This window comes from Nocardia sp. CA-135953, assembly GCF_050955735.1.
In the GTDB taxonomy this organism is placed as follows: domain Bacteria; phylum Actinomycetota; class Actinomycetes; order Mycobacteriales; family Mycobacteriaceae; genus Nocardia.
This window is the reverse complement of the sequence record NZ_CP192082.1, coordinates 3,788,553-3,814,473: the sequence shown is the minus strand read 5'-3', so window position 1 is coordinate 3,814,473 and position 25,921 is coordinate 3,788,553. Positions and strand designations below refer to the sequence as shown.

Here is a 25,921-nt window from a genome sequence, read left to right as displayed (position 1 = left end):
CGTGTGACGACCGCGTTGGCCGATCTCGACATTTCGCGCGAACTGGAGCCTGTTGCCGAACGTCATCTCGACGAGCATCTGCGCAAGGCCAAGGCGTGGCACCCGCACGACAATGTGCCGTGGGACGACGGCCGGAATTTCGCCGTCATGGGCGGTATCGATTGGGAACCGGAACAATCTCGGCTGTCGGAGGTCGCGCGGACGGCCATGGTGACCAACCTGCTCACCGAGGACAATCAGCCCTCCTATCACCGGGAGATCTCGGAGTCGTTCGCACAGGACGGTGTCCGGGGCACTTCGGTCGGGCGCTGGACCGCGGAGGAAAACCGTCATGCGATCGTCATGCGCGATTATCTGGTGTGCACTCGCGCGGTGGATCCGGTGGCCCTGGAACAGGCCAGAATGGCGCATATGACGACGGGTGTCGCGAAGCCGGAGAAAGGCCCGCAGTTCCTGCGTTCGGTCGCATATGTAGCGTTGCAGGAGCTCGCGACCAGAATAAGCCACAGAAATACCGGCGCCGCCTGTAACGAGCCCGTCGCCGAGCGTATGCTGCAACGGATTGCCGCCGACGAGAACCTGCATATGATCTTCTACCGCAACCTCAGTGCCGCCCTCGACCTCGCACCCGACGAGGCCATGCATGCGGTCACCGATATCGTCACGCGGTTCCGGATGCCCGGACTCACCCAGCCCAACTTCCGGCGAAACGCGGTGGTACTGGCCAAAAACGGCAGCTACGACCTGCGTCAGCATCTGGATGTCGTGCTGCGGCCGGTGTTGCGCCCCTGGAATGTCTTCGAGCGCACCGATCTGTCCGACGAGGGCGAGCGCGTCCGCGACGAGTTCGGCGCCTACCTCGACGAATTAGCCATCAAGGCAACATGTTTCGAGGAGCAGCGCGACCGGGCCGCGGCCAGACAGGCGAATCGAGCCGCCGTCGTACTATGAGTTTTCGAGCACCGATCACCGCGGCGGCGATGGCCCTCATCGCCGCACTGGCGTCCGTGCCCGCACTCGCGGATCCGCCCGCTGTCGATCCGGCCATGACACGGACCGGAACTATCAGCATCGAGACGGTCGGGCCGCGGCACGAACGTTTCGCCATCGCCTCGGCCGCCATGCGTCGGGTCATTACGGTGGATGTGTTGCACGGCAGCGGTTCCGGACCGCGTCCGCTGCTGTATCTGCTCGATGGCGTCGACGGCGAGGCGGTCTCGGGGTGGCTGACCAAGGGGCATGCGGCGGAGTTCTTCGCGGATAAACCGGTCGATGTGGTGTTTACCAGCGGCGGCACCGGGAGCATGTACACTGACTGGCTGCGCCGCGACGCCACCCTCGGGGTCAACCGCTGGGAAACCTTTCTCACCACCGAGCTGCCGCCGATTATCGAGTCGTATCTGAAAACCGATGGGCGGCGGGCGATCGCGGGTGTGTCCATGGGCGCCCAGGCGGCCATGATGCTGGCCCAGCGGAATCCGGGGCGATACCGTGCGGTCGCGGGAATGAGTGGATGTTATTCCACCGCAGATGATCTCGGCCGGGCGGTCACCACGATCACTGTCGCGTCGCGCGGTGGCAATGTCGAAAACCTCTGGGGCCCACCCGGATCGCCAGAGTGGAGTGCGCACGACAGCCTGCTCGGCGCACCGCAGCTACGCGGCACCTCGATCTACCTGGCCGCGGCGACCGGCCTGCCGACCGATGCCGACCTTGTCGCGGTATCGCGTGCGTCCGACCTCGGTGAAGCCTTGAAGACGGCGGGCGGAGGTCTGGCCCTCGAGGCCGGTGCGCGCTCGTGTACCGAACGCTTCGCGGCGCGACTGGCGGAGCTGAATATCCCAGCCACCGTCGACTACGCCCCGACGGGTATGCACACCTGGCCCGACTTCGAGGCCCAGCTGCCGCGGGCCTGGCGCGTGCTGGCACCGGCGCTCGGCCTGCCCGACCCGCACTGATTCACTCGACACCCCGAGCTGGCGAGGCTCGTCTCGGTGGGGCGCGTCGGTAGCTCGTCTATCTCGCGCGGCTGCGCGGGCAATCCGCCGCCGCGGCCAAGCGGTATGCGGCCGACATGCTGGACCGATTGGCGCTGAAGGTGTCGGACTAACCGGGCAGTGTTGTCCTAACCGGGCAGTGTTGTCGTGGTGGCACAGGCGCTGTCACGCAGGAGTTTCGCTGTGGTGTCGAGTGGGTCCCGGTCGGCGTGGGCGCGTGGGGGCGTGCCCTCCAGGCCGATCCGCATAAATCGGCCCGGTGGGTATTCGCATATCCGAACTCGTGTGGTGTCTGTAAACGTTCGGCAACTCCATGACAGCGGCCAGTGATGCTGGTTCACTACTAGACAGCAATGTGATCGGCATCATTTCGGGCGGCGTAAGCGCGTTTGCCCGATATCACAGCAATCAACTAGTGAACGGAGATGTAGATGCCTGTTCGAAGCACGCCTTGGTCCGAGGGCACCCCGTGTTGGGTCGACTGCCAGGTCGACGACACGGTGAAGGCGAGCGAGTTCTACGCCGATCTGTTCGGCTGGACCATCGAGGGCGGCGGGGACGAGGCCGGCGGATATCTGATGGGGATGAAGAACGGGCAGGCTGTCGCTGGGATCGGCCCCAAGCCGCAGGCCGGGATGCCCTCGGTCTGGACGACCTACCTCGCCGCCGACAATGCCGACGCGATTGCGGAGAAGGTGGGCGCGGCAGGCGGTCAGGTCGTCATGCCCCCCTTCGACGTGCTCGACGCCGGACGAATGTTCATCGGGCTCGATACCGTCGGCGCGGCATTCGGCATCTGGCAGGCCCGTGCGCACAACGGCGCCGCCGTCCACAACGAGCACGGCGCCTACTGCTGGAACGAACTGCACACCCGGCAGCTCGACACCGCGAAGAAGTTCTACGCCGATGTCTTCGGTTTCACCTACGCCGATGTCGGCGACGGCAAGAACATGATCTACGCGATGTTCACCCCGCGCGGCGGCGAACAGGCTGCCGGCGGCATGAACGACGACACGGTGATGCCCGGCGAACCCATGCCCAGCTACTGGCTGACCTGGTTCCAGTTCGATGACGTCGACGCCGGGATGGTGCGGGTCGGCGAGCTCGGCGCGACGGTGCTGATGCCGGCCTCCGACTCTCCTGCCGGCCGGATGGCGATGGTCGCTGCGCCACAGGGCGAGGTATTCGGAATCATCGACACAAACGTGCGGGTGGGGGAGATGCCGCAGTAGACGACCGTCGCCGGACGACTTCTACGGTGTGCCCGCCTGCACTTCTCGGGATCCCCGTATTCCTCGTGAACGCGCCGGAATCCGTTGTTCCACAGAAATATTCGGGTCTTGTAAGTACGGGGATCGCCCTCGGCTGCGCGAGTGACTGGGTATCGGGGAGAAATCATGCTCGTCGTCCTGAATTCACCGTCCAATGCCGGAACCGCGCTGCAGCGGTGGCGTCCGGTAGAAGACGCGCTACGCGAACGGGATACCGATCTCACCGTCGAAATGCCCAGTGACGCAGAACAAGCCCATGAAACTGGTGCTGGCGAGCGAGCTCCGGTGCGGGTGCGATCGCCGAACCTACGGCGGTTGGTATTCGGCCACCAAGGCGGTCGTCGAATGTCTCGGTGAGGCGATGCGGATGGAGGCCGCAGGCTTCGGCATCCACGTCTCGGTCCTCGCGTCAGGGTGGACGGTCACCCCGATCATCGATTCGGCTGCGCGCGTTGCCGACCCGTCGAGGCATACACGCCGGATCGGACTTCGGTGCGAGCAGGCGTCACCGGATATCTGGAATACGGGTCCGCGGAGATGGTAGCCAGGAAGATGCGGACAGTCCTGGAAGCACCCGAACCGCGCCAAACCTACCTGTGCGGCAGCGACGTTCGGCTCGCGTTCTGGACCCGGCGATTCACGCCCGCTCGGGTCTACGAACGGCTCGTTCGCCGCTACTACGGCCTTTGACAGGAGCGTGCCCGGGCAGTACCGGTAGTATCACCTCGGCCGCACGGGCTCCCGAGAATACGGGGGCTTGTCCGGTACGTGCCGTTCGCTGGATGGTTTTCGCAGTAGCCCATCTGCCGACGACACGGCAGGAGAGGCAGCGATGACCAACCGATAGGGGCAGGCGATGGCACCGGCTCTGAGATGTCTTGTCTGGGAACTGGACAACACCCTCTGGGATGGTGTCGTCTGCGACGCGACGAGCAGCGCACCACGCCCCGCCGCCCTGCGCACGCTGCTGAAGCTCAGCGAGCGCGGCATCTGGCACGCCGTAGCCAGCCGCAGCGACCGCGACCTGACCCTCAAAAAGCTCTACCGCCACGGTCTCTACGACATGTTCTCGGCCATCGAGATCGGTTGGGGCCGCAAATCCGCGTCGATATTGCGAATCGCGCACACCCTCGGCCTGGAACTGGACACCATCGGTTTCATCGACGCCGAACCGGTGGAGCGAGCCGAGGTCGTCCGCGCACTCCCAGGCGTGCGCTGCTACGCCGCCCGCAACGCCGATGTCCTACCCGCCCTCCCCGACTTCCGCCCAGTCCCGCGCACAGGCCCATCGCCCACCCCACCCATGGGTTTCGCGAGCCTACGGGGGTAGGTGGATCAAGATCAGGTGGAAGCTGTGGCGGCATCGATCGAGTAGCCCGCTCCACCGGTGCCACCTGATCGCGATAGGTCGAGTCGCTATTCTCTGTGCGTGTCGGTGGTTGTGCCTCCAGCGAATCGGCACGCACCGATAATCACCTCGATCGGCGTGGTCGACAGCGGTGGGGGATGCGGGCGGGGAATGATGTGGCCATGGTCAATGATCCGAACGGTCCCGATATCAAGCCGCGTAGTCGCGATGTCACCGATGGTCTGGAGAAGACGGCCGCACGTGGCATGTTGCGGGCGGTGGGCATGGACGACGGCGACTGGGGCAAGTCGCAGATCGGGGTGGCCTCTTCGTGGAACGAGATCACGCCGTGCAATCTGTCGCTGGACCGGCTCGCCAAGGCTTGCAAGGAGGGGGTGTTCGCGGGCGGCGGGTATCCGATGGAATTCGGGACCATTTCGGTTTCGGACGGCATCTCCATGGGGCATGAGGGCATGCATTTCTCCCTGGTATCGCGGGAGGTGATCGCCGACAGTGTGGAAACCGTCATGCAGGCCGAGCGGCTCGACGGTTCGGTGCTGCTGGCCGGATGCGATAAATCCTTGCCCGGCATGCTGATGGCGGCGGCGCGACTGAACCTGGCGAGTGTGTTCCTGTACGCGGGCTCGATCCTGCCCGGTATCGCGAAACTCAGCGATGGCAGCGAGCGCGAAGTGACGATCATCGATGCGTTCGAGGCGGTCGGCGCCTGCTCGCGCGGTTTGATGAGCCGCGAGGATGTGGACGCCATCGAACGGGCCATCTGTCCGGGTGAGGGCGCCTGCGGCGGCATGTACACGGCCAACACCATGGCGAGCGCGGCCGAGGCATTGGGTATGTCGCTGCCCGGCAGTGCGGCACCGCCCGCGACCGATCGGCGGCGCGACGGTTACGCGCGGCGCAGCGGTGAGGCGGTGGTGGAATTGCTGCGGCGGGGAATCACGACGGCCGACATTCTCACCAAGGAGGCCTTCGAGAACGCGATCGCGGTGGTGATGGCGTTCGGCGGCTCCACCAATGCCGTACTGCATCTGCTGGCGATCGCCCACGACGCGAAAGTCGATCTGGCACTCGAGGACTTCGCGCGCATCGGCCGCCGGGTGCCGCACCTCGCCGATGTGAAACCCTTCGGGCGACATGTGATGACCGATGTCGACCGGATCGGCGGCGTGCCGGTGATGATGAAGGCGCTGCTCGATGCCGGACTGGTGCACGGCGACTGCCTGACCGTCACCGGTCGCACGGTCGCGGAGAACCTCGCCACCATCGCGCCGCCCGATCCCGACGGAAAAGTGGTGCGGGCCATGGCATCTCCGATCCACCCGACCGGTGGCATCACCATCCTCGCCGGATCGCTCGCGCCCGGCGGCGCGGTGGTCAAGTCGGCAGGCTTCGATTCGGACGTATTCATAGGTACGGCACGGGTTTTCGATCGCGAGCGGGCGGCGATGGACGCGCTAGAGGACGGCACGATCACCACGGGCGATGTGGTGGTCATCCGCTACGAGGGCCCCAAGGGCGGTCCCGGCATGCGCGAGATGCTCGCGATCACCGCGGCCATCAAGGGTGCGGGCCTCGGCAAGGACGTGCTGTTGCTGACCGACGGACGCTTCTCCGGCGGCACCACCGGTCTCTGCGTCGGCCATGTCGCTCCCGAGGCGGTCGATGCCGGGCCGATCGCTTTCGTCCACGACGGCGACCAGATCCGCCTCGACGTTGCCGCAGGCACCCTCGACCTTCTCATCGCCCCTGAAGAACTCGACCGCCGCCGCGAAGGCTGGAAACCCTTGCCGCCCCGCTACACCCGTGGCGTGCTCGCCAAATACTCGAAGTTGGTCGGCTCGGCGTCCTTCGGTGCGGTCTGCGACTGAAGCAGGAGTCGACGACAGTCGATCCCGTTGGCCGGATCGGCTGTCGAGGTGAGTCACATGGTGGTTCGGATGCATTCGGTAAGCGACCATTCGGCTCGCCCGCACGATAAGCCCACCTGTCTTACCGAGGTCTCGGAATCTTTGCGACGCGCTCGCCGAGTATTCGAAGTTGGTCGGTTCGGCGTCCTCGGGTGTCGTCTGCGACTGAAGTCGCCTTCGTCAGTTGGGTGGCGGCGTACTGCGCGACACCTGAATTCCTCTGGCTCAGGGCAATTCGGGAAGGACGGCGATCTCCAGGTGCCGCAGGCGGGTCGGATCGGCGATCACCTCGTAGCCCGCGATCCGGTCGTCTGCGACCGTAACCGCCAACGCGAGCAGCAGTTTGCCGCGCGGCGCGATAATGATCCCGACCGCGCCGTCGACCAGCGCGAGCGTGGCGACCTGGGAGCGGCGGCGCAGGATGACGGTCTCGCGGGCCACCGCCTGCGCACCCCGCGCGACCGGCGCCGTTCCCGAGGGCAGCGCGGCCGGATCGGCGGTACGCACCACATCGGGCGCGAGGACCGCGAGCAGTGCGTCGAGATCGCCACTGCGGGCGGCGGCGAGGAAGGCATCCACGACATGTCGCTGCCGCGCGAGTTCGGCGGTGGACGCGCTCGCACCGCCGTGTGCCCGGGTCCGAGCCCGGCTGGCGAGCTTCTTGGTGGCGACGCTGGTGCGCCCGACGATCGGTGCGATCTGATCGAAGGGAACGGCGAACATATCGTGCAACACGAACGCCACCCGCTCATCCGGACCGAGCGTATCCAGCACCACCAATAGCGCGCGCCCGACCGAATCGATCAGCACTGCTTCGCTTTCCGGATCGCGGTCGTAGGCGGCGTCGCCGAGTTCAGCGAGCCGATCGATCGGATCCTCGCGCCGGGCGGTTCGCGAGCGCAGCATATCGAGACATATCCGGGAGACCACCGTGGTCAACCACCCCGCCAGATTCTCGACCTCGCTCGTGTCGGAGCGGTCCAGCCGCAGCCAGGCCTCCTGCACGGCGTCCTCGGCTTCACTGGCCGATCCGAGCATTCGGTAGGCGACCGCGTGCAGGTGATCGCGGTGCGTCTCGAATCGTCGCGCCAACAACTCCTGTGCGTGCATCGGTCACCTTTCGCGGTCGGCATTCGTCACGTGAATAGGGCGATCGGGTGTCCCACCCACGATCGCAGACCCGCTGAACCGAGATACCTGGAGGGTAGTTCCCATGTTTGTCGCATATGCCGTCGTCACCATCCTCGCCGCCGCAGCCGCATTCGCCGCCACCGGCTTCGATATCGTCAAAGCGGAACAGGTGCACGAGACCATGCGCGGCTACGGCCTCCCACGATGGACTCTCAACCCGTTGGCCATCCTGAAAGCCCTCGGCGGCCTCGGCCTCCTGATCGGCCTGGCCTACCCGCCACTCGGGCTCACTGCCGCCCTCTGCCTGGTCCTCTACTTCCTCGGCGCGGAAATCACCATCGTCCGAGCCAAGCTGTACGCCGACATCGCGTATCCCATGCCCTACCTGCTGCTGTCGGCAGGCTCCCTGGCCCTGTTCGCCTACGCCTGACGCCGCCCCACGCCCGCGATCGAGCCCGCGGCGCTGCTGGGTGTTGTCGTGCTGCTGGGTGTTGTCGTGCTATCGGGTGTCGATATGCGGCTGGAGGTTGTTGTACTGCCGAGTGTCATCGCCCTGCTGGGTGTTGTCGTGCTGCTCGGTGCCGCTGCGCTCCCGAATATCGGCGCGCCGCCGGACGTCGCTGTCCTGCTGGGTGTCATTGTCCTGCGCGGTGCTGCCGCACCACTTTCGACGGAGACCAGAAGACTCGCCTCGACGAGGCGAGTCACTGCGGCACAACACCAATCGGTGAGGCGAACGCTTTGACATTCGGTGCGGCACAGCACGTTATGCGCACAAGCATGCAATGCGATATTGTATGGCATGCCATTTCGAGCCCGATCTGTGGCACGAACTCGGGGCCACTGATTCCCTTGCTGCCCGGCACATTCCGCCGCCGCGAAGAGTCCCGTGGGGCCCGACCGGCAACCCAATGGTGGTCTATCGAAACTCTTCGCCTGCGGCAGTGTGCTAACCATGCAGAATGAACTGAGCCGCTTGCTCGCCGATGAACACACTCGGCGCATGCGTATGCCCGCGGATCAGCAACGGCATCACCGACGCGTCCGCAACGCGGAGTCCTTGCACCCCACGCACTTCCAGTCGCGGCGTCACGACACTGCCCGCATCGGTACCCATCCGGCAGGTGCCGACCGGGTGATACAGGGTGTGCGAGTAGCCGTTCAGTGTCAATTCCATCGCGGCTTCGAGCTCGGCCGGAGCCTGCGGAGGATAGATCAGCGGCCCGAGTGCCGCCTTCAGAGCTGGCGCAGCGGCCAGTTCGGCGCACACGCGCAGACCAGACATGATCGCGGCCCGGTCCGCGCCACCGCTATCGGAGAGATAGCGTGGGTCGATGATCGGTTTGGCGGTGGGATCACCGGAACCCAGCGAGATCCGGCCGCGGCTGTGCGGCCGCAACAGCACCGTCGCCAGCACAACCCCGTGCTCGGTCGGATCCACGAGACCCTCGTAGAAGAAGGGCGCGGGCGCGAAAATCAGCTCCAGATCGGGCAATTCGAGATCGGACCGGCTGCGGATGAAACCGTAGGCCTCACCGACATTGGAGGTGAGCATGCCGCGGTGTCGGATCAGATAATCGAGCAGCTGACGTGGCTTCTCCGCCGTGAACAGCGAATCGGATTCCACGCCGTAGCCGAGCGCCGCAACCAGGTGGTCCTGCAGATTGGCGCCCACCTCGGGCGCATTGTGCACAAGCGGAATGTGATGGCGGGCCAGCTCGTCCGGATCGCCGATACCCGAGAGCATGAGCAGCTGCGGGCTATTGATCGCACCACCGCAGAGCAACACCTCACGCCTGGCGGACACCGTTTGTATGACGCCGTCCTTGCGGTACTCCACACCCGTCGCGCGCCGCCCTCCGGTCGGCGAGGTTTCGAAGATGATCCGCGACGCGAGCGCCTCGGTACAGACGGTGAGATTCGCACGGCGCATCGCGGGCTTCAGATACCCGTCGGCCGTACTCCACCGCCTGCCGCCGCGCTGGGTGACCATGGTCTCGCTGAAGCCCTCCGGCTGCGGCCGATTCGGTGGCTCCACAAGGAATCCGGATTCCTTGGCCGCGGCCAAATATGCCGCGGTCAAAGCGCGCGGACTGCGCTGCCGCGAAATATGCAGCGGCCCGGTCGCACCCTCATCCGGATACTGGGCGTCCTCGACTGACTCGATCTTGCGGAACTGCTCTACCGCCGCCGCGAACCCCCACTCGTCTCCGGCCAGCAGTGCCCACTCGGCGTAGTCGGCACGGAATCCGCGCACCCACATCATCGCGTTCATCGACGACGATCCGCCGAACATTTTCCCGCGCGGCCAGTAGATCTGCCGATTCTTCAGCTCGGGCTGCGGTTCGGTGAGGTAGTCCCAATCCACCTCCGAGCGGAACAGCTTGGCGAATGCCGCCGGGATATGGACGAACCTGTTCTTGTCCGGCGGTCCGGCCTCGAGCACCACCACCGAAACATCCGGATCGTCGCTGAGCCGGTTGGCCAGAACCGCGCCGGCCGATCCGGAACCGACGATCACATAATCCACGGTAACCCCTGCTTGCACTATCCCTCTCCGATCTGCACTGCGTATGGCAAACATACGAGTACGACGCGGCCTCGGGTTCGGTTTCGGTGACAAACCGGCCATGTTTCGCGGATCGGACCTGGCTATCTGCGCCTGGTCAGCGGCGGTCGCAGCCCGAGATGTTCGCGCAGGGTGGTGCCTGTGTAGGCGGTGCGATAGGACCCGCGCTCCTGCAATTCAGGAATCAGCCAGTCGACGATCTCGTCGAGTCCGGTCGGCACCAGATACGGCGAGATATTGAACCCGTGGGTCGCACCGTGGCGGACCCACCGGGTGAGTTCGTCGGCGACCTGGCTCGGTGTCCCGGCGAATCCGGACCGCTGCGAGGTCTCGATGGCGACCTGGCGCAGCGACAGATTCTTGGCCTCGGCCAGCGCCCGCCACTGCCGGGCGATCGCCACCGGATCCTGACCGTCGCGCTGTGCGCCGCGCTCGCCCGAAATCACCCGGGGCTGTGGGTCGTCCGCGGGCAGCGGACCGTCCGGATCGAGATCCGACAGATCGCGACCCCACACCTGCCCGACCAGGGAAAGCGCGGTCTGTCCGGTGAATTGGCCCTCCAGCACCCAGCGCGCCTTCTCCTCGACCTCGGATTCCCGCTCCGCCAAAACGATCTGGGTGCCGGGCAGGATCTTGATGTCATCGGCCGGTCGGCCCGCGCGTTCCAGGCGTGCTCGAATATCGTTCGCGAATGCGAGCGCGGCGTCGAAATGTGTTCCGTGCCTGGAGAAGATGACCTCCGCATGGGTCGCCGCGAAATCGCGGCCCGCTGGTGAATCACCGGCTTGGAAGATCACCGGATGGCCCTGGGCGCTGCGTGGCAGCGTCGGCGTGATCGATACTTGGAAGTGCTCGTTGTCGCGGGTCACCGTCCGCACCGAATCCGATGCGGCCCAATCGGTGTCGTGACGCGAGGTCGCGATCGCATTATCGGCCCAGGCATCCCAGATCTCGCGGGCCGTCCGGATGAATTCGGCCGCGCGCTCGTAGCGCTGCGCGTGGTCGAGGAAACCGCCGCGCCGGAAATTCGCACCGGTCCAGGCATTGTCGGTGGTGACCGCGTTCCAGCCTGCACGGCCGCCGGACAGCAGATCCAGGCCCGCGAGTCGGCGGGCGAGATCGGCGGGTTCGTTGTAGGTGGTGTTCTGCGTGGCGACCAGACCGATCCGGCTGGTGATGCCGGCCAGCGCCGCCAACTGGGCAATGGCGTCGGGACGCCCGGCGATATCGGTATCGAGGAGCTTTCCGTTCTGCTCGCGTAGGCGCAGGCCCTCACCGAGGAAGAATGCGTCGAAGAGTCCGCGCTCGGCCGTGGTGACGATCCGCCGGAAGGTTTCGAAGTCGATCTGTGAGCCGCTGCTCGAATCCGACCAGATGGTGCTGTGGTTGACGCCCTGGAAGAAGACGCCGAAATGAACCTGTGCGTCGGGGAAAGGAACCTCGGACATCATTGCTGATCCTTCGCATAGCGGTTGATCGGCCGCTCCAGGCCGAGATTGGCGCGCAGGGTCGAACCCGGCACCGGACGGTGGGCGACGCCGGCGCGGAACAGGGCGGGCAGGCCGTAGCGCGCCAGCGCCGGGAGGTCTTCGTCGATGACGGCCGGATGCAGGCGCACGCCGTCGACATGGCGAGCGAGTTCGGTAATGAGGCGCACGAGTTCGGCCGGGGAGCCCGAGAACGCCAGGCGCTCGGTGCGATTCGCGGCCGCGTGCTTGCCCAGGTCGGCGAGTCGTTCGGCGGCCGTCGCGTGCGGAATGTCCAGGGCGACATCGAGTTCCGCGAACACCAGCGCACCGGTGGCCCGCGCGTGGTCCGCGGCGGCGAGGGTCTGAGCGAGGTCGGCTCCGGTGACCAGGACGACGTCGGCATCAGCGGTGTCGTGCGCGAAGACGACCACCTGCCCCTGCGGTGGCCGCGGCACAATCGCCGGACCCTTCACCGAGAACGTTTCGCCGCTGAAGTCGATGTAGTGCAGCTTGTCTCGATCCAAGAATCGGCTCGCCGTATAGTCGCGCACCACGGCGTCGTCTTCCCACGAATCCCACAGCCGACGCGCGGCCTCGATCGAATCTCGTTGTTCGCGTGCGAGTTCCGCCTCAGCTGTGCGTGGCGGGCGTCCCCAGGTGGTGGCGGCTGCGGGGTCGGTCGTGGCGATCCACCCGCCGCGCCCACGCGAGGCGTAATCGAGCGTGGCCAGTTGTGACGACGTGTGGAACGGCTCGGCGTAAGTGGTCGCGACCGTGGCTACCAGGCCGATGGTGCTGGTTGTCGCCGCGACGAACGAAGCGCGCGTCACCCCGTCGATCCGCCCCGCCGGATGCCCGGTGGGTGGCAGGATCGAATCGTCGAAGGTGGCGAGGGTGAAACCGGCATTCTCGGCGGCGCTCACCCGTTTGCGCAGCGTATTTCCGGTGAGCAACTGGTCGGGCGCATGTGCGGCCCGCCGCCACGCGGCCGGGTGATATCCCTCGCCATCCAGTTCGATGCCCACCGCGAAGACATTTCTGCTCATTGGTATGACAATCGTCAAACTTGGCCGCCACCGCCATGATTTGCGTCGCGATGATCCGAATCGACGATCGCGAGATGGCGGTGATCCCGGAGTCGCCACCGAGCGAATCCGGGATCGATTGCACTACCGCGCGGCGCGGGCAGACAGCGCAGCGGCAACCAAAACTGTGACACCCTCCGCAATGGCGGTGCCGCCCAACGCATGTGCGGCCGAGTGCGCCGTACTGCCGATGAGGCCGAGGAATACCGACCCGAAGCAGGCGATACCGACCACGATGCCGAGTTGCACACTGGTCACCAGAATGCCGCTGGCATCGGCCGCGAGGGCCATCGGAATCCTGGCCAGGGTGCGGGTCATCAGCGGGCTGAAGGCCAGGCCGAAACCGATGCCCTGGATCCCGAAGACGACCAGCGGCAGCGGACCGAAGTCGGCGCCGTTGCGCAGCATCATGCCCAACGCCACCATGGTGGCCGCGGCTCCCACCAGGCCGAAGGGAATCATGTTGGCGTGCAGGCGATGTGGGATGCGCTCCCAGTTCAAACTGGCCAGCGCGAAGGTCGCGCCCATCGGGATGAACAGCAGACCCGCGTGTAGTGCGGTGTAGCCGAGGGTGCTCTGCAGGTGGATCGCCATGACGAACATCCAGCCACCGAAGGTCGCCATGATCGTGAAGAGCGTGCCCGCGGTGAGCGCCAGGCCCGGCGATTTCAGCACCCGCTGTGCGAACAGCGGTTCACCGTCGCGGGCCGCGACCGCCCGCTCTATCGCAACGAACATTCCGACACCGATCACGCCGGCACCCAACGTGATCCATGTCCACAGCGGCCAGTTCTGCTCATGCCCCAGCACCAGCGGCAACACGAGCAGCAGCACCGAGATGGTGAGCATGGTCAGACCCGCGAGATCGAGTTTCCGATCGAATCGCGCAGCGGCCGTTGGCAGTACCCGCGGCGCAATCAACAGAAGCACCGCACCGATCGGCACATTCACCAGGAACACGCCGCGCCAGCTACTCCCGAAAAGGTCGGCATTGACGATCAATCCGCCCGCCACCTGACCGACGACCATGCCGCCGGAAATGATCGCCGAGTACGCGCTGAGCGCCTTGGCCCTGGCATTACCGGTGAAATTCCGCTGGATCATGGTCATGATCTGCGGAATCATCGCGGCGGCCCCCGCGCCCTGCAGGAACCGGAATACGATGAGCGAGAACTCATTCCAGGCCAACCCACAGGCCAGTGAGGCGACGGTGAACACCGCGAGCCCGGTTATGAAGGTGTGGCGCTGAGTGAACCGATCACCCAATCGCGCACCGGTCACGAGCAGCACCGCATAGGCGATCACATACCCCGCGACGATCAACTGCAGTGCGGATCCACTGGTATGCAATGACGTACGAATAGAAGGAATGGCGACATTCACGATCGAGGCATCGAGTACCGCCATGAACTGCCCGGTGAGCAATACCGCGAGCACCGCGATGGTCCGCCGCGCACCGAACGCGGCGGGTTGAACTGCCGATTCCGCAACGGCCGACGTGGCCGCAGCGTTACCCGGCTGCAAGGTCTGAGTCATGTCATGAGCTTGCAACCGATCCGACACCAGTAACAGGAGTCCGATAATACTGGTACTGGCAACACCTGGATACCGACCGGGGAAGCGGGATCGTCATGGTTTCAGCATCGCAAAGCGCCGCGCAGCGCAATGATATGGCCAGGCCCGTTGCCGAAAATGGACCGCCCTGGAATATTTAGCCAGGCTAACGGGTTACTGGATACAGGCGTCTTCAATCTGAACAGAACAACCGACGGTTGACATGCGATCGAAGGAGGCTGGCCATGATTATTGATACGCGGATGGAACAGGTCATGAACCGCATCGCCGACCTGTACGCCACCTATCCGGACATTCGCAACGCGCGACCGAAACCGGAGACTTTCGCCGCGATCCGAGAACCCGGAATGCGGCCATCGCAGATCGTGGCTACGGTCGTGGCGGCCTACGCCGACCGGCCCGCGCTCGGGCACCGGGTCCTCGAACCCGCCACGGACGAGTCCGGACGGTGCACGCTGCAACCGCTGCCCGAATTCGCCACCATCACTTACGGCGAGTTGTGGGCGCGCGTCGGTGCGATCGCCGCAGCCTGGCATCACAATCCCGACAACCCCGTCAAAGCGGGTGACTTCATCGCGACACTCGGCTTCACCAGCGGCGACTACACCACGCTCGATCTGGCCTGTCTATATCTCGGCGCGGTCGCGGTGCCGCTGCAGGCAGGTGCGGCACCGAAGCAATTGTCGGCGATCATTGCCGAGACCGAACCACGCATCCTCGCCGCGACACCCGAGACTCTCACTACCGCAGTGGAATGCGTGCTCGCGGGTCCGACGCCGGAACGCCTCGTAGTCTTCGATTACCACCCCGAGGACGATGATCAGCGCGACGCATTCGAATCCGCCCGCGACCGCTTGGCGAACACGCCGATAGTGGTGGAATCGCTGGAGTCGGTAGTCGAACGCGGCGGTACCCTGCCGCCCGCGCCGCTGTTCGTACCCGACGACGATGACGCTTTGGAGCTGCTGATCTACACTTCCGGCAGCACCGGAACCCCCAAGGGCGCGATGTACACCAGCCGGTTGGTAACCGCCATGTGGTTGGTCCAGCCGGAGGTCGGGGGGATCGGCCTGAACTACATGCCGATGAGCCACATGGCCGGACGCATGTCGCTCTACGGCGTGCTGGCCCGCGGCGGCACGGCGTATTTCACGGCCAAGAGTGATGTATCGACGCTTTTCGAGGATATCGGCCTCGTTCGGCCGACCGAGATGTTCTTCGTGCCACGCGTGTGCGATATGGTTTTCCAGCGCTATCAGAGCGAAATGGCACTTCGCGCCGAACCGGGCATCGACCGCGCCGAATTAGACCGTGCGGTGAAAACCGAACTGCGCGAGAACTTTCTGGGCGGCCGATTCCTATCGCCCATCGTCGGTAGTGCGCCACTGGCCGCCGAGATGAAGACATTCATGGAATCGGTCATCGAGATGGACCTGCACGATGGCTACGGTTCGACCGAGGCGGGGGGCGCCGTCATGGTCGACAATGTGATCCACCGTCCACCTGTGCTCGACTACAAGCTGGTGGACGTGCCGGAGCTGGGATATTTCGGTACCGACCAGCCGCATCCGCGCGGTGAGTTGCTGCTGAAGACCAGCACCATGATTCCCGGATACTACAAGCGCCCCGAGGTCACCGCAGAGATATTCGACGCGGACGGGTTCTACCGGACCGGTGACATCGTGGCCGAGCTCGGACCCGATGAACTCGTGTACCTCGACCGTCGCAATAATGTGCTGAAGCTTTCTCAAGGCGAATTCGTCGCGGTCGCACACCTGGAAGCCGTATATGCCAGCAGCCCGCTGCTCGAGCAGATCTTCGTATACGGCAGCAGTGAGCGCGCCTACCTGCTCGCGGTTGTCGTCCCGACCGAAGAGACGCTCCGTAGCGCAGATCCCAAAGCGGCACTGAGTGATTCGCTGCAGCGCATCGCCAAGGAGGCCGATCTGGAGTCGTACGAGATCCCACGCGACTTCCTTATCGAAACCGAACGTTTCACCACCGAAAACGGTCTGCTCTCCGGTATCGGTAAGTTGTTGCGTCCCAAGTTGATCGAGCGCTACGGCGAGCGGCTGCAGCAGCTGTACACCGACCTGGCCGAAGGGCAGGCGAACGAACTGCTCACACTGCGCCACGACGCCGCCGACCTGCCGGTTCTGGAAACCGTGAGCCGAGCCGCGCAGGCATTGCTCGGTTGTGCGACAACCGATCTACGACCGGATGCGCATTTCACCGATCTGGGCGGCGATTCCCTGTCGGCGCTGTCATTTTCTAATCTGCTGCGCGATATTTTCGCCGTCGATGTACCGGTGGGCGTTATCGTCAGCCCGGCCAACGGATTACGTGAGTTGGCGGAGTATGTCGAGTCGGCGCAGGCGTCCGGCGCCATCCGGCCCACCTTCGCCGCGGTCCATACCCACGGCGGCGTCGCGCGTGCGGATGAACTGACACTGGACAAGTTCATCGACGCGCAAACACTATCCGGCGCAACGACTCTCCCGCACACGACCGAGACGCAAATGGTGCTGCTGACCGGCGCCAACGGCTACCTCGGCCGCTTCCTCTGCCTGGAATGGCTCGAGCGACTCGACACGACGGGCGGCACACTCATCTGCATCATCCGCGGCAGAGACGTCGCGGCAGCGCGCAAGCGTCTCGACGATGCCTTCGACAGCGGTGATCCGGACCTGCTGCGGCACTACCGCGAGCTGGCGGCCCGCCGCCTCGAAGTGCTGCCCGGTGATATCGGCGAGCCGAATCTCGGTCTGGACGATGTGACGTGGCATCGGCTGGCCGACACCGTCGATCTGATCGTGCATCCCGCCGCGCTGGTCAACCACGTCCTGCCCTACGACCAGCTGTTCGGCCCCAATGTCGTCGGTACCGCTGAACTGATCCGCCTGGCCATCACCACCCGGATCAAGCCCGTTACGTATCTGTCCACAGTGGCCGTCGCCGCCCAGATCCAGCCGTCGTCCTTCGAGGAGGACGGCGACATCCGCGAAATAAGCGCCACGCGTGCCATCGACGACAGCTACGCCAACGGCTACGGCAACAGCAAATGGGCGGGGGAGGTCCTGCTGCGGGAGGCACACGATCTGTGCGGACTTCCGGTCGCCGTCTTCCGATCCGATATGATCCTGGCGCACAGCCGATTCGGTGGCCAGCTCAATATTCCGGATATGTTCACCCGGCTGCTGCTGAGTCTGGTGGCCACCGGCATCGCCCCGTACTCCTTCTACGAGACCGATGCCGACGGCAAGCGCCAACGCGCACACTACGACGGGCTGCCCGTCGACTTCACCGCCGAATCGATCACCGCCATCGGCGTCCAGGCGCGCACCGATTTCCACACCTTCGATGTCCTCAACCCGCACGACGACGGCGTCTCCCTCGACGAATTCGTCGACTGGCTCATCGAATCCGGCCACCCCATCCGCCGGATCGACGACTATCAGGAATGGTTGAGCCGATTCGAAACCGCACTGCGCGGTCTCCCCGAGAAACAGCGCCAGGCCTCGCTGCTACCGCTGCTGCACGCCTACACCCGACCCGCTCGGCCGATCCATGGCGCCGTCATCCCGGCAAAGGGGTTCACCGCTGCCGTACAAGCCGCCGAAGTCGGTGTCGAAAGAGATATTCCGCATCTGACCCCTGAGCTCATCGACAAATACGTCAGCGATCTGCGGTTGCGTGGGCTGCTGTAGTCAGGTGAGCTCGAGAATGGTGATGGTGAGTCGAGTGGCGTAGTCGACCACCTCGTCGCGATTTGCCTCGACATCGCCGTCGAGCCAATCGAGGAACAGTGCGACGAGTGCGCCGGATATCGCGCTGACCGGCAGCGGAATCCGGCCCGGTGCGGCAGCGAAGCGCGCGGCCTGCGCCGGTGCGTTATCGCAGTTCAACGGGGCTGAAGCGAGGGGTGCGGCCGGCACTGCCGTGGCTGACCGCACCTGGCCCGATAGCCTGTGGGTATGCGCAAGCAGTCACCGAAGCTATCGAGTCACGTGGATGCGTGGCTGGTGGCGCGAAGTGCCCGGGTGCGGCCGACCCCTGCCGATCGGTTCCTGCGAACATTGAGCATGAGCGCCGACCACAGTCGCCTGTGGCTGGTCGTGGCGGCGCTGATGTCGATGGGCGGCCGAGCGCCGCGACGGGCGGCAGTGCGCGGGCTGCTCTCGGTCGCGCTGGCCAGTTCGGTGGCAAACGGCATCGCGAAGCCGCTGTTTCCGCGCCGCCGACCGCCGGACGAGTCGGTGCCGTTCGTGCGACGGCTGGTGAAACCGCCGGTGTCCTCCTCGTTCCCCTCCGGCCACTCCGCCTCCGCGGCGGCCTTCGCAACCGGCGTCGCCCTCGAATCTCCGGCCGCCGCGGTCGTTGTCGCGCCGATAGCGGCGGCCGTCGGCTACTCACGCGTACACATCGGCGTGCATTGGCCCTCCGATGTGATCGCGGGCGCGGCACTGGGCAGTGCGATCGCCCTCGGTACCCGGCGCTGGTGGGCGCAGCGCGACGATGAGCCCGCCGAGCTGGGTCCGCGTGAACGAATCACGGCTATGCGCAACGGATTCGGGCTGCTGCTCGTCGTCAATACCGATTCGGGCAGCGGCGCCGACTCGGAGCAACTGCAGTTACTACACGAAAACCTGCCCGCCGCTGAGGTTTTGGCGGTGACCGAAGACCTCACCGCCCAGCTCGCCGAACGTGCCCGCGGCCACCACGTCGCCGCACTCGGCGTATTCGGCGGCGACGGAACAGTTTCGGCCGTCGCGGCAGCGGCAGTCGAACATCGGCTGCCCCTGGCGGTATTCGCCGGTGGCACCCTCAACCATTTCGCCCGCGACACCGGGGTCGAGCACCCCGAGCACACTTTGGCCGCACTGGAATCCGGCGACGCGGTCCGAACCGATACCGCCGAGGTGCGATCCGACAGACTCGGCCCGCGCACCTTCGTCAATACCGCAAGCCTGGGCGGCTATCCCGACTTCGTCCGCATCCGCGAACACTGGGAGCCACGCCTCGGTAAATGGCCCGCCGCGGGAATTGCCATGGTGCGCGTGCTGTTTCGGGCCCAACCGCTCCCGACGACCATCGACGGCACCCGCACCGCCATCTGGATGCTGTTCGTCGGAAACGGCCACTACCGTCCCGCCCACCAGATCCCGATGTCGCGTCCCGCGCTGCGCCACGGCACGCTCGACATCCGATATCTGCGTGCGGACCTGCCGTTTTCCCGAACCCGGCTGATCTGGGCCACCCTCACCGGCACCCTCGACCGCTCCGCGACCTATGTCAACCGCCGCGCCGACCGGCTGACCGTGCACGTCGACGGTGGCGCGGTCGCCCTGGCCACCGACGGCGAGGTCGAGCACCGCGGCAACGACTTCACCTTCACCAGCCGCCCCGCGACGCTCACACTGTTCCGCCGACCGGAGCCGAGTTGATTCGGCGCGTCAGTTCGCGACCACCCGGACCGTCCGCATCGAACTGTCGGCGGCATCCGGCACCATCATTCCGGCGCGAACGCCGGTGACCAGGTAGTCGATCACGGCCTCGTTCAGCCTCTCCCCAGGCACCGCGACCGGTATGCCGGGCGGATACGGCGTGAGCTGTTCGGCGACGATCCGCCCGGCAGCGGACTTCATCTCGACCGTATCGACGGCCCCGAAGAACGCGTCGCGGGGTAGCATCGTGGTATCGAGTTCGAGATCTTGCGGATCGGGAAGTCGAATCGGTTCCGGCGCAGGAATTTCCGGGGCCGCCGCGCTCAGCGACATCAGTGCATCGAGCAGCCGCCTGGTGGTGGACTCGTCGTCGGCCATCGACAGCGTCGCCATGATCCGGCGGTGATCGCTGAGTCCGACGTCGATGCGCGCGTGCTCCCGCAGCCAATCGGCACACTGATAGCCGGACAGCCCGAGCTCGTCGACATCGATGAGGACCTGCAGCCGGTCCAGGTCGTGCGACGCCTCAGCGCCGAGCAACTCGTCCTCCATTACGTGCAATCCCGGAATGTCCTCGATATCGGCGCGTAGTTGTCCGGCCAATTTCAGTGTGGTGCCGAGCAATTCGTTACCGTGCTCGACCATCTGACGTCGCCACCCGTCCAATGCCGCGTACACCATGACATTCGGGCTGGTGGTCATCAAGAGATCGGCACATGCCGACAGACGCTCGCGTTCGACCAGATCGCCCTGCAGATGGAAGACCGAACCCTGCTCGAACCCACTGCCCATCTTGTGCACGCTGACCACACAGACATCCGCGCCCGCATCCATTGCCCACGTGGGCAATTCGTCGTGGAACGGTAGATGCGCGCCCCACGCCTCATCGACGATGAGCGGCTTACCACGCTCGTGGCACACCTCCGCGATACCCCGGATATCGGCGCACGTTCCGTATGGACTCGGGCTGACGATCAAGGTCCCCGCCGCATCCGGATAGCGCTCCCAGGTTTCGCGGATCCGCTCGGGCGACGGCGGATGGGACAGGTGCCGCTCGGCATCCCAGCGCGGGGTGATCCAGCGCGGCTGCACACCGGAGAAGATCAAACCGGCAACGATCGACTTGTGACTGTCGCGCGCTACCAGCAGCCCCGGTGAACCTCCCGCGACCGCCATCATCGCCGCCTTGACCGACAGTGAACTACCGCAGGTCGAAAAGAACGCGTAGTCGGCGCCGACCGCGTCGGCCATCAACTCCTCGGCGCGCGCCAGGTAGCCACCGCTTGCCCGGCGGTCGTCGAGTCCGCTGTTGCCGAGGACATCCGAACCGAATGTCTCGGCGCCGAGGATGCGTCGCACACGCTCGTCCGCGCCGCGGCCCTGTCGGTGGCCGGGCGGGGTGAAACCGTATCGGCCCAGCTCACGGTATTCGACCAGGGCTTCGAGTAGAGGGGCTCTGGCATGGTCCATAGTGCCGACCTACCCAGGGGCGCAGGTAGCAAACGGCTCGGTGGCGAGTTTGCCCGTGGCGCGCTGGTCGGCCTTCGGAGGAAGATGTGTAGTACTCCGCCGCAGAAATGAGGTGCACGATGGGAAAGCTGGATCAGAATGTGATCGATCTGCTGACCGACCAGCACGAGCAGATCCGGCGCCTGCTCGAGAAGCTGAAATCGGGCCAGGACGATAGGCGGGAACTGTTCACCGAGCTGGTGCGCCTACTCGCGGTACACGAAACCGCCGAGGAGGAGGTCGTGCATGCGGTGGCACGGCGCGCGGCTTTCGGCGCCGACGACATCATCGGCCCCAGACTGGCCGAGGAAAACGCGCTGAAGCACGCACTGGCCGAACTGTACGACATGGGCGTCGACCATCCGGATTTCGATGCGAAGCTCGCCGCATTGGCCGATAAGATCTCCGCACATGCCGCACACGAGGAGACCGAGGAATTCCCCTTCCTGCTCAAACAGTTCTCGGTCAACCAACTCGAACGCTGGGCCGGCATGGTGCGCGCCGCCGAGAGACTCGCCCCGACCCGCCCGCACCCCCGTGCGGGAGAGACCGGACTGGCGAACCTCGTGATGAGCCCGCCATTGGCCGTATTCGACCGAGCGCGGGACGTCCTTCGCGATATTCGCTCGCACTGAAGCCATTGCCGGCACCTGGAATATCGCTGGCGGGATTCGGGACGATCGCGTACGACAGCATCGCGTAGCGATTCGATGACTCGCGCCTCTACTCCGGAACCGCTGCCATCCAGGTGATTGCGCGCGGCTCGAGTCGGCGACTCGCTGTGGGTGATCGAATGGGTCGGGTCGGCTAGCGTCGGCGGGTTGAGTTGCGTCAGTTGCGGTACTTCAGTTGGAGGCCACCGAAGCGGGGGTGGACCCAAACCGCCCAAGAATTCGGACACCTCGTTGTTCGTCGGATTCGTCATGTCGCCGAACTGCTCTGTGTGCATCCATTCGTCACCTTCTGATCACCCAGGTGTCTGCAGGCCGTGAGTGGCTGGAAACAGCCAAAACGGCGAGATCCGATAAGATCATTCGCGCAGCTCGATAAGACGGCTCAGGTGGTTTCCGGCGTGGAAGCGGCGCGAGTCCGGTCTGCGGCTTCTGCATCCGCGTAGCAGGTGATGTCTGTATCCGGCATGGTCCCCACGCTGAAGTATGTATTGATCGTGTTGTTCACGCAGTTGCTCAGTTCGGGCCGGAATGTCATGTGGATACGGACATCCTGCAGCGTCACCATCCGTGACTCGGACATGTCCTGATGCAATCGGACGCCGTGGGCATAAGGAGTTCGGGGATCTCCCGTCGCCTGCAAGATGAGCGCGGGCACCGAATTCCGGACGACAGTCGGAGGCTCGACCGGCCGAGGCCAGAAGGCGCACGGCTGGATGTTGTTCGCCAGCGCGCCGAACACCGGCTGCGTGGCGCGGGTCTCTTCGATGTTGCGCCAGTACCAGGTCGGATCAATCGGTGCCCCGACGTCGCCGCAGGCGATCTGTGCAAGCACCGAGTTCTCGTTGTCGCGCAGCGCCTCCACGATGGCGCGAAGCCGGGGTGTTCGCGATGTGGTGGGCGGACCGCCGGCGGCGTCGGCGATCTCCCGCACGGTTGCGGCCATCGCTTCGTTCAGCCGGAAGTTCATCAGCAATCCGTGCAGGATGAACGGAAGCCAGTGATCGTCGATGGCAAACCCATCGATGACAATGGGTTGGCGTGCGGCGATGCGAACGAGGTCCTCGATCTTCGCCCGCACCTGCTGCGGAGTCGCACCGAGCCGGAACTCGTCATCCCGACCGGAAACCCAGCCGGCCCAGTCGTCCAGCGCGATCTCGTCTGCCGGACCCCAATCCTGAACCAAGCCCTCCCAATACCGGTCCGGGTCGATCGAGCTATCGAGCACGACGCGGTCACTCCTGTCGGGGAACATCTGCGTGAACACGGCACCGAGGTAGGTGCCATAGGACACGCCGTAGAAGTTGACCTTCTCCTCACCGAGGGCGCCTCGCGCAATGTCCATGTCACGTGCGGTGTTGCGAGTGGTGAACTGCCTCAACTTGTTCGGATCACGAATCAGGCAGGTCGCGGCCATCCCCGCGGACTGAACGGTGTCGTGCACGAATCCCAGCGGATCCAGACCCGCCGACCGAATCATCTCGCCTACCGGCCACCCGCACCTCGGACTCCGACCGGATTCGCCGACCCCGCGCGGATCCATGCCGATCAGGTCATAACTCGCCAAGACCTCGGGCGAGAGCACATCACCGAGCAGATCCAGACTGTCCAGCCCCTCCGCACCGGGGCCGCCCGGATTGGACAGCAGAATTCCCCGCCGCCGCACCGGATCGCCTGCCTTCACCCGCGAAATCGCCACGGTCATCGTTCGATCGTCGGGATTCTCGTAGTCCAGGGGCACCAGTACATCCGCGCACTCGCCACCGGCCCTGTCGACATTCTCGACGCCGCAAGGCTTCCACTCGAGCCGCTGGTGATAGAACCGGTCCAACCCGATCGGGTGCGCGTCGTCCACCGGGGCCGCCTGGCTGTACGCCGGCACAGCCATCAGCAGGGTCACCGCGACTACAGACATCGAACGCCAGAACAGGTTCACCGACAACAGACTTCACCTCTCGACATGAGGGATCACGCAGGTTGGTGCGACGTGAACCGTAGCCGATCCGGCGGTTCGGTTGTGGTAGCCCACACCCACCCAGGAAGAGCCGAGTATTTCGGTGCCCGTCGAGCCCATCCAGCACGCTGTTCTCCCGGCTCGACTCGGTCACCCGGACGGCGCAGATCGATGCAGGTGTGGGCCACACAGGATCGGCCATGGACTGCCCGCCCGGCGCTGGAATGGGTCTCGACAGTTTCGCCTGGACAATTCAGGCTTATCTGCTCATCCAGCGACCCGGATCCCGTTCTGCGCGTGCGTTTCTGGTGTCGAAGAGTCCGCACCACGGTCAGCCGATGACCGCGGCGGTTCCGTCGATGACGGTCGGCGCGGGTGCGAGCAGGGCGGTGAGGGTAGCGACGACAGCGGCTCGGGCGGCATCCGCGGAAAGGCCTTGATGACGGCGGAATACGTCCCAGGTCTCCCATGAAGCGGCAGCGTAGGCGGCCTCGCGGGCGGGGCGGTCGAGGCGCTCGAGTTCGGGGAGGTTGGCGCGCAGGTGGGCGCGCAAGGCGGCGCGGCTTTCCTGCAAACGCTCGGCGAGGACGGCGGATTCGTGCTCGCGCAACACGGCGGCGCGGCGGGTGCCCGAAATGCGCTCGTACAGTTCGGCTCGCAGCTCGACCAGGGTCTCGATGCGATGACCCCGATCGCCGATCACCGGACGGAGCAGGGGAAACCAATGTCGCTCCATTTGCGTCTGGGCGGCAGCAGCATACATCGACTCGAGATCGGTGAAGTGATGGAACACCGACCTGGTCGCGACCCCGGCTCGCTCGGCAACGGCCCGCGCGGTCGGTTGCAGATCGCCTTCTTCCGTGAGCGCCAGCACGGCATCGAGCACCGCTTGACGGTTCCTTGCCGCCCGAGCGGTACGTCCATCCATCGCGGTTCATTCTAACAAGCCGTGGCAATAGTTGCACTCATGATGCAAGAACATTTAGTGTCAGAACTATGCACGCACTGCGTACGCCTGAGGAACGGTTCTCGGCCTTGCCCGACTTTCCGTTTCCGCCGCACTATGTCGAAGTTGTGGCCGGCGACGGCGACGACACCCGCCTGCGCATGCACTACCTCGACGAGGGCCCGCGAAATGGCGAAGTCGTCGTACTGCTGCACGGCGAGCCGTCCTGGAGTTTCCTGTACCGCAGCATGATTTCGGTGCTCGTCGCGGCGGGCCGGCGGTGTGTCGCACCGGACCTGATCGGCTTCGGCCGCAGCGACAAGCCCGCCGACCGAGCTGACTACACGTATGCCCGCCATGTCGAATGGCTGCGAGAAGCGCTCTTCGACCACCTGGATCTCGCGTCCATCACGCTGGTCTGCCAGGACTGGGGCGGTCTGATCGGGATGCGGCTCGTCGCCGAACATCCCGATCGCTTCGCCCGGGTGGTCGCGGCCAACACCGGGTTTCCCGACGGAACGGCAACGCTGAGCGATGCCTTTCTCGCCTGGCAGCGGTTCTCACAGGAGACGCCGCAGTTCCCGGTCGGGGCAATTATCGAAAATGGTTGTCGGGCAAAGCTTTCCCCCGAGGCTGTGGCCGCATACGACGCCCCGTTTCCCGATGAGAGCTACAAGGCCGGTGCCCGCGCCTTCCCCCTCCTGGTCCCGACCCGGCCCGACGATCCGGCCGCTGCGGCGAACCGTCAGGCCTGGGAGCAATTGGCCCGCTTCGACAAACCGTTTCTCACCGCCTTCTCCGATGGCGACCCGATCACAGCCGGCGGCGAGAAGATCTTCCAGCGCAAGATTCCCGGGGCGTCCGGTCAACCGCATACGGTGATCGAGGGCGCGGGACATTTTCTGCAGGAGGACAACGGTCCTCGGCTCGCGTCGGTGGTGAATCATTTCATGGACGCTTTTTCCCAGCACTCGACCGAAAGGCAGTAGGACACAGTGTCGATCAGCAGGCGTGGGCTCTTCGG

The 25,921-nt window shown here is 65.2% G+C and carries 20 protein-coding genes; 11 read left to right on the top strand and 9 right to left on the bottom strand.

The window, feature by feature from the left end:
- Window positions 1-3: 3 nt before the first annotated feature.
- The 6 genes from ACQPXH_RS17660 (at window position 4) to ilvD (ending at window position 6,505) form a co-directional block, all read left to right on the top strand.
- A complete protein-coding gene (locus tag ACQPXH_RS17660; protein ID WP_433597624.1) occupies window positions 4-951 on the top strand; it encodes an acyl-ACP desaturase in 948 nt (315 codons plus the stop codon).
- The gene (locus ACQPXH_RS17655; protein ID WP_433597623.1) at window positions 948-1,958 is read left to right on the top strand and encodes an alpha/beta hydrolase; all 1,011 of its coding nucleotides are present in this window, start codon (window positions 948-950) and stop codon (window positions 1,956-1,958) included. Before ACQPXH_RS17660 ends, ACQPXH_RS17655 begins: the two co-directional genes overlap by 4 nt.
- 470 nt (window positions 1,959-2,428) lie before the next feature.
- Complete coding sequence (locus tag ACQPXH_RS17650; protein ID WP_433597622.1) at window positions 2,429-3,229, top strand: VOC family protein; 801 nt, start codon at window positions 2,429-2,431, stop codon at window positions 3,227-3,229.
- Window positions 3,230-3,760: 531 nt separating this feature from the next.
- Window positions 3,761-3,958, top strand: coding sequence for a hypothetical protein (locus tag ACQPXH_RS17645; protein WP_433597621.1), 198 nt, complete (start codon window positions 3,761-3,763; stop codon window positions 3,956-3,958).
- 166 nt (window positions 3,959-4,124) lie between these two features.
- Window positions 4,125-4,598: an HAD-IIIC family phosphatase gene (locus ACQPXH_RS17640; protein WP_433597620.1), complete on the top strand. Its 474-nt coding sequence runs from the start codon at window positions 4,125-4,127 to the stop codon at window positions 4,596-4,598.
- A gap of 200 nt (window positions 4,599-4,798) precedes the next feature.
- Window positions 4,799-6,505, top strand: coding sequence for a dihydroxy-acid dehydratase (gene ilvD / locus ACQPXH_RS17635; RefSeq protein WP_433597619.1), 1,707 nt, complete (start codon window positions 4,799-4,801; stop codon window positions 6,503-6,505).
- Between the two features lie 264 nt (window positions 6,506-6,769).
- Here the strand turns inward: ilvD and ACQPXH_RS17630 are convergent, their stop codons facing one another.
- Complete coding sequence (locus tag ACQPXH_RS17630; protein ID WP_433597618.1) at window positions 6,770-7,654, bottom strand: sigma-70 family RNA polymerase sigma factor; 885 nt, start codon at window positions 7,652-7,654, stop codon at window positions 6,770-6,772.
- A gap of 103 nt (window positions 7,655-7,757) precedes the next feature.
- Between ACQPXH_RS17630 and ACQPXH_RS17625 the strand changes: the two genes are divergently transcribed.
- On the top strand, window positions 7,758-8,105 hold the full coding sequence (locus ACQPXH_RS17625; RefSeq protein ID WP_433597617.1) for a DoxX family protein: 348 nt from the start codon (window positions 7,758-7,760) through the stop codon (window positions 8,103-8,105).
- Between the two features lie 519 nt (window positions 8,106-8,624).
- Here ACQPXH_RS17625 and ACQPXH_RS17620 read toward each other — a convergent pair.
- The 4 genes from ACQPXH_RS17620 to ACQPXH_RS17605 all read right to left on the bottom strand — a co-directional run bounded on the left by ACQPXH_RS17620 (window position 8,625) and on the right by ACQPXH_RS17605 (window position 14,334).
- Window positions 8,625-10,259: a GMC family oxidoreductase gene (locus ACQPXH_RS17620; RefSeq protein ID WP_433597616.1), complete on the bottom strand. Its 1,635-nt coding sequence runs from the start codon at window positions 10,257-10,259 to the stop codon at window positions 8,625-8,627.
- A 68-nt stretch (window positions 10,260-10,327) separates the two neighbouring features.
- Window positions 10,328-11,692: an NtaA/DmoA family FMN-dependent monooxygenase gene (locus ACQPXH_RS17615; RefSeq protein ID WP_433597615.1), complete on the bottom strand. Its 1,365-nt coding sequence runs from the start codon at window positions 11,690-11,692 to the stop codon at window positions 10,328-10,330.
- Window positions 11,692-12,759: an LLM class flavin-dependent oxidoreductase gene (locus tag ACQPXH_RS17610; protein WP_433597614.1), complete on the bottom strand. Its 1,068-nt coding sequence runs from the start codon at window positions 12,757-12,759 to the stop codon at window positions 11,692-11,694. Before ACQPXH_RS17610 ends, ACQPXH_RS17615 begins: the two co-directional genes overlap by 1 nt.
- A gap of 123 nt (window positions 12,760-12,882) precedes the next feature.
- Window positions 12,883-14,334 carry an MFS transporter gene (locus ACQPXH_RS17605; protein ID WP_433597613.1) on the bottom strand — a complete coding sequence of 484 codons (1,452 nt, stop codon included), beginning with the start codon at window positions 14,332-14,334 and terminating at the stop codon, window positions 12,883-12,885.
- A 263-nt stretch (window positions 14,335-14,597) separates the two neighbouring features.
- On the opposite strand from ACQPXH_RS17605, the gene car reads away from it, so the two are divergent.
- Window positions 14,598-18,080 carry a carboxylic acid reductase gene (gene car / locus ACQPXH_RS17600; RefSeq protein WP_433597612.1) on the top strand — a complete coding sequence of 1,161 codons (3,483 nt, stop codon included), beginning with the start codon at window positions 14,598-14,600 and terminating at the stop codon, window positions 18,078-18,080.
- Here car and ACQPXH_RS17595 read toward each other — a convergent pair whose 3' ends face one another.
- A complete protein-coding gene (locus ACQPXH_RS17595; RefSeq protein ID WP_433597611.1) occupies window positions 18,081-18,308 on the bottom strand; it encodes a hypothetical protein in 228 nt (75 codons plus the stop codon).
- Window positions 18,309-18,347: 39 nt separating this feature from the next.
- Here ACQPXH_RS17595 and ACQPXH_RS17590 point away from each other — a divergent pair, with 39 nt between their 5' ends.
- A complete protein-coding gene (locus ACQPXH_RS17590) occupies window positions 18,348-19,817 on the top strand; it encodes a bifunctional phosphatase PAP2/diacylglycerol kinase family protein (protein WP_433597610.1) in 1,470 nt (489 codons plus the stop codon).
- Window positions 19,818-19,826: 9 nt separating this feature from the next.
- Here the strand turns inward: ACQPXH_RS17590 and ACQPXH_RS17585 are convergent, their stop codons facing one another.
- Window positions 19,827-21,287: an aminotransferase class I/II-fold pyridoxal phosphate-dependent enzyme gene (locus ACQPXH_RS17585; RefSeq protein ID WP_433597609.1), complete on the bottom strand. Its 1,461-nt coding sequence runs from the start codon at window positions 21,285-21,287 to the stop codon at window positions 19,827-19,829.
- A gap of 119 nt (window positions 21,288-21,406) precedes the next feature.
- On the opposite strand from ACQPXH_RS17585, the gene ACQPXH_RS17580 reads away from it, so the two are divergent.
- On the top strand, window positions 21,407-21,961 hold the full coding sequence (locus ACQPXH_RS17580) for a hemerythrin domain-containing protein (protein WP_433597608.1): 555 nt from the start codon (window positions 21,407-21,409) through the stop codon (window positions 21,959-21,961).
- 421 nt (window positions 21,962-22,382) lie between these two features.
- Here ACQPXH_RS17580 and ACQPXH_RS17575 read toward each other — a convergent pair whose 3' ends face one another.
- Window positions 22,383-23,933: an alpha/beta fold hydrolase gene (locus ACQPXH_RS17575; RefSeq protein WP_433603489.1), complete on the bottom strand. Its 1,551-nt coding sequence runs from the start codon at window positions 23,931-23,933 to the stop codon at window positions 22,383-22,385.
- A gap of 349 nt (window positions 23,934-24,282) precedes the next feature.
- Entirely contained in the window at window positions 24,283-24,879 is a 597-nt protein-coding gene (locus ACQPXH_RS17570; protein WP_433597607.1) for a TetR family transcriptional regulator, read from the bottom strand.
- 68 nt (window positions 24,880-24,947) lie between these two features.
- Here ACQPXH_RS17570 and ACQPXH_RS17565 point away from each other — a divergent pair, with 68 nt between their 5' ends.
- Window positions 24,948-25,886 (top strand): haloalkane dehalogenase, encoded by a 939-nt coding sequence (locus ACQPXH_RS17565; RefSeq protein ID WP_433597606.1) that lies wholly within the window; start codon window positions 24,948-24,950, stop codon window positions 25,884-25,886.
- Window positions 25,887-25,921 lie beyond the last annotated feature (35 nt).

What these genes read in the sequence shown, in the direction of transcription:
- ACQPXH_RS17630 (WP_433597618.1), bottom strand. Translation starts at nt 7,654, where the DNA reads ATGCACGCACAGGAGTTGTTGGCGCGACGATTCGAGACGCACCGCGAT.
- ACQPXH_RS17570 (WP_433597607.1), bottom strand. Translation starts at nt 24,879, where the DNA reads ATGGATGGACGTACCGCTCGGGCGGCAAGGAACCGTCAAGCGGTGCTC.
- ACQPXH_RS17620 (WP_433597616.1), bottom strand. Translation starts at nt 10,259, where the DNA reads ATGTTTGCCATACGCAGTGCAGATCGGAGAGGGATAGTGCAAGCAGGG.
- ACQPXH_RS17605 (WP_433597613.1), bottom strand. Translation starts at nt 14,334, where the DNA reads ATGACTCAGACCTTGCAGCCGGGTAACGCTGCGGCCACGTCGGCCGTT.
- ACQPXH_RS17650 (WP_433597622.1), top strand. Translation starts at nt 2,429, where the DNA reads ATGCCTGTTCGAAGCACGCCTTGGTCCGAGGGCACCCCGTGTTGGGTC.
- ACQPXH_RS17655 (WP_433597623.1), top strand. Translation starts at nt 948, where the DNA reads ATGAGTTTTCGAGCACCGATCACCGCGGCGGCGATGGCCCTCATCGCC.
- car (WP_433597612.1), top strand. Translation starts at nt 14,598, where the DNA reads ATGATTATTGATACGCGGATGGAACAGGTCATGAACCGCATCGCCGAC.
- ACQPXH_RS17590 (WP_433597610.1), top strand. Translation starts at nt 18,348, where the DNA reads ATGCGCAAGCAGTCACCGAAGCTATCGAGTCACGTGGATGCGTGGCTG.
- ACQPXH_RS17580 (WP_433597608.1), top strand. Translation starts at nt 21,407, where the DNA reads ATGGGAAAGCTGGATCAGAATGTGATCGATCTGCTGACCGACCAGCAC.
- ACQPXH_RS17640 (WP_433597620.1), top strand. Translation starts at nt 4,125, where the DNA reads ATGGCACCGGCTCTGAGATGTCTTGTCTGGGAACTGGACAACACCCTC.
- ACQPXH_RS17565 (WP_433597606.1), top strand. Translation starts at nt 24,948, where the DNA reads ATGCACGCACTGCGTACGCCTGAGGAACGGTTCTCGGCCTTGCCCGAC.
- ilvD (WP_433597619.1), top strand. Translation starts at nt 4,799, where the DNA reads ATGGTCAATGATCCGAACGGTCCCGATATCAAGCCGCGTAGTCGCGAT.
- ACQPXH_RS17615 (WP_433597615.1), bottom strand. Translation starts at nt 11,692, where the DNA reads ATGTCCGAGGTTCCTTTCCCCGACGCACAGGTTCATTTCGGCGTCTTC.
- ACQPXH_RS17585 (WP_433597609.1), bottom strand. Translation starts at nt 21,287, where the DNA reads ATGGACCATGCCAGAGCCCCTCTACTCGAAGCCCTGGTCGAATACCGT.
- ACQPXH_RS17625 (WP_433597617.1), top strand. Translation starts at nt 7,758, where the DNA reads ATGTTTGTCGCATATGCCGTCGTCACCATCCTCGCCGCCGCAGCCGCA.
- ACQPXH_RS17610 (WP_433597614.1), bottom strand. Translation starts at nt 12,759, where the DNA reads ATGAGCAGAAATGTCTTCGCGGTGGGCATCGAACTGGATGGCGAGGGA.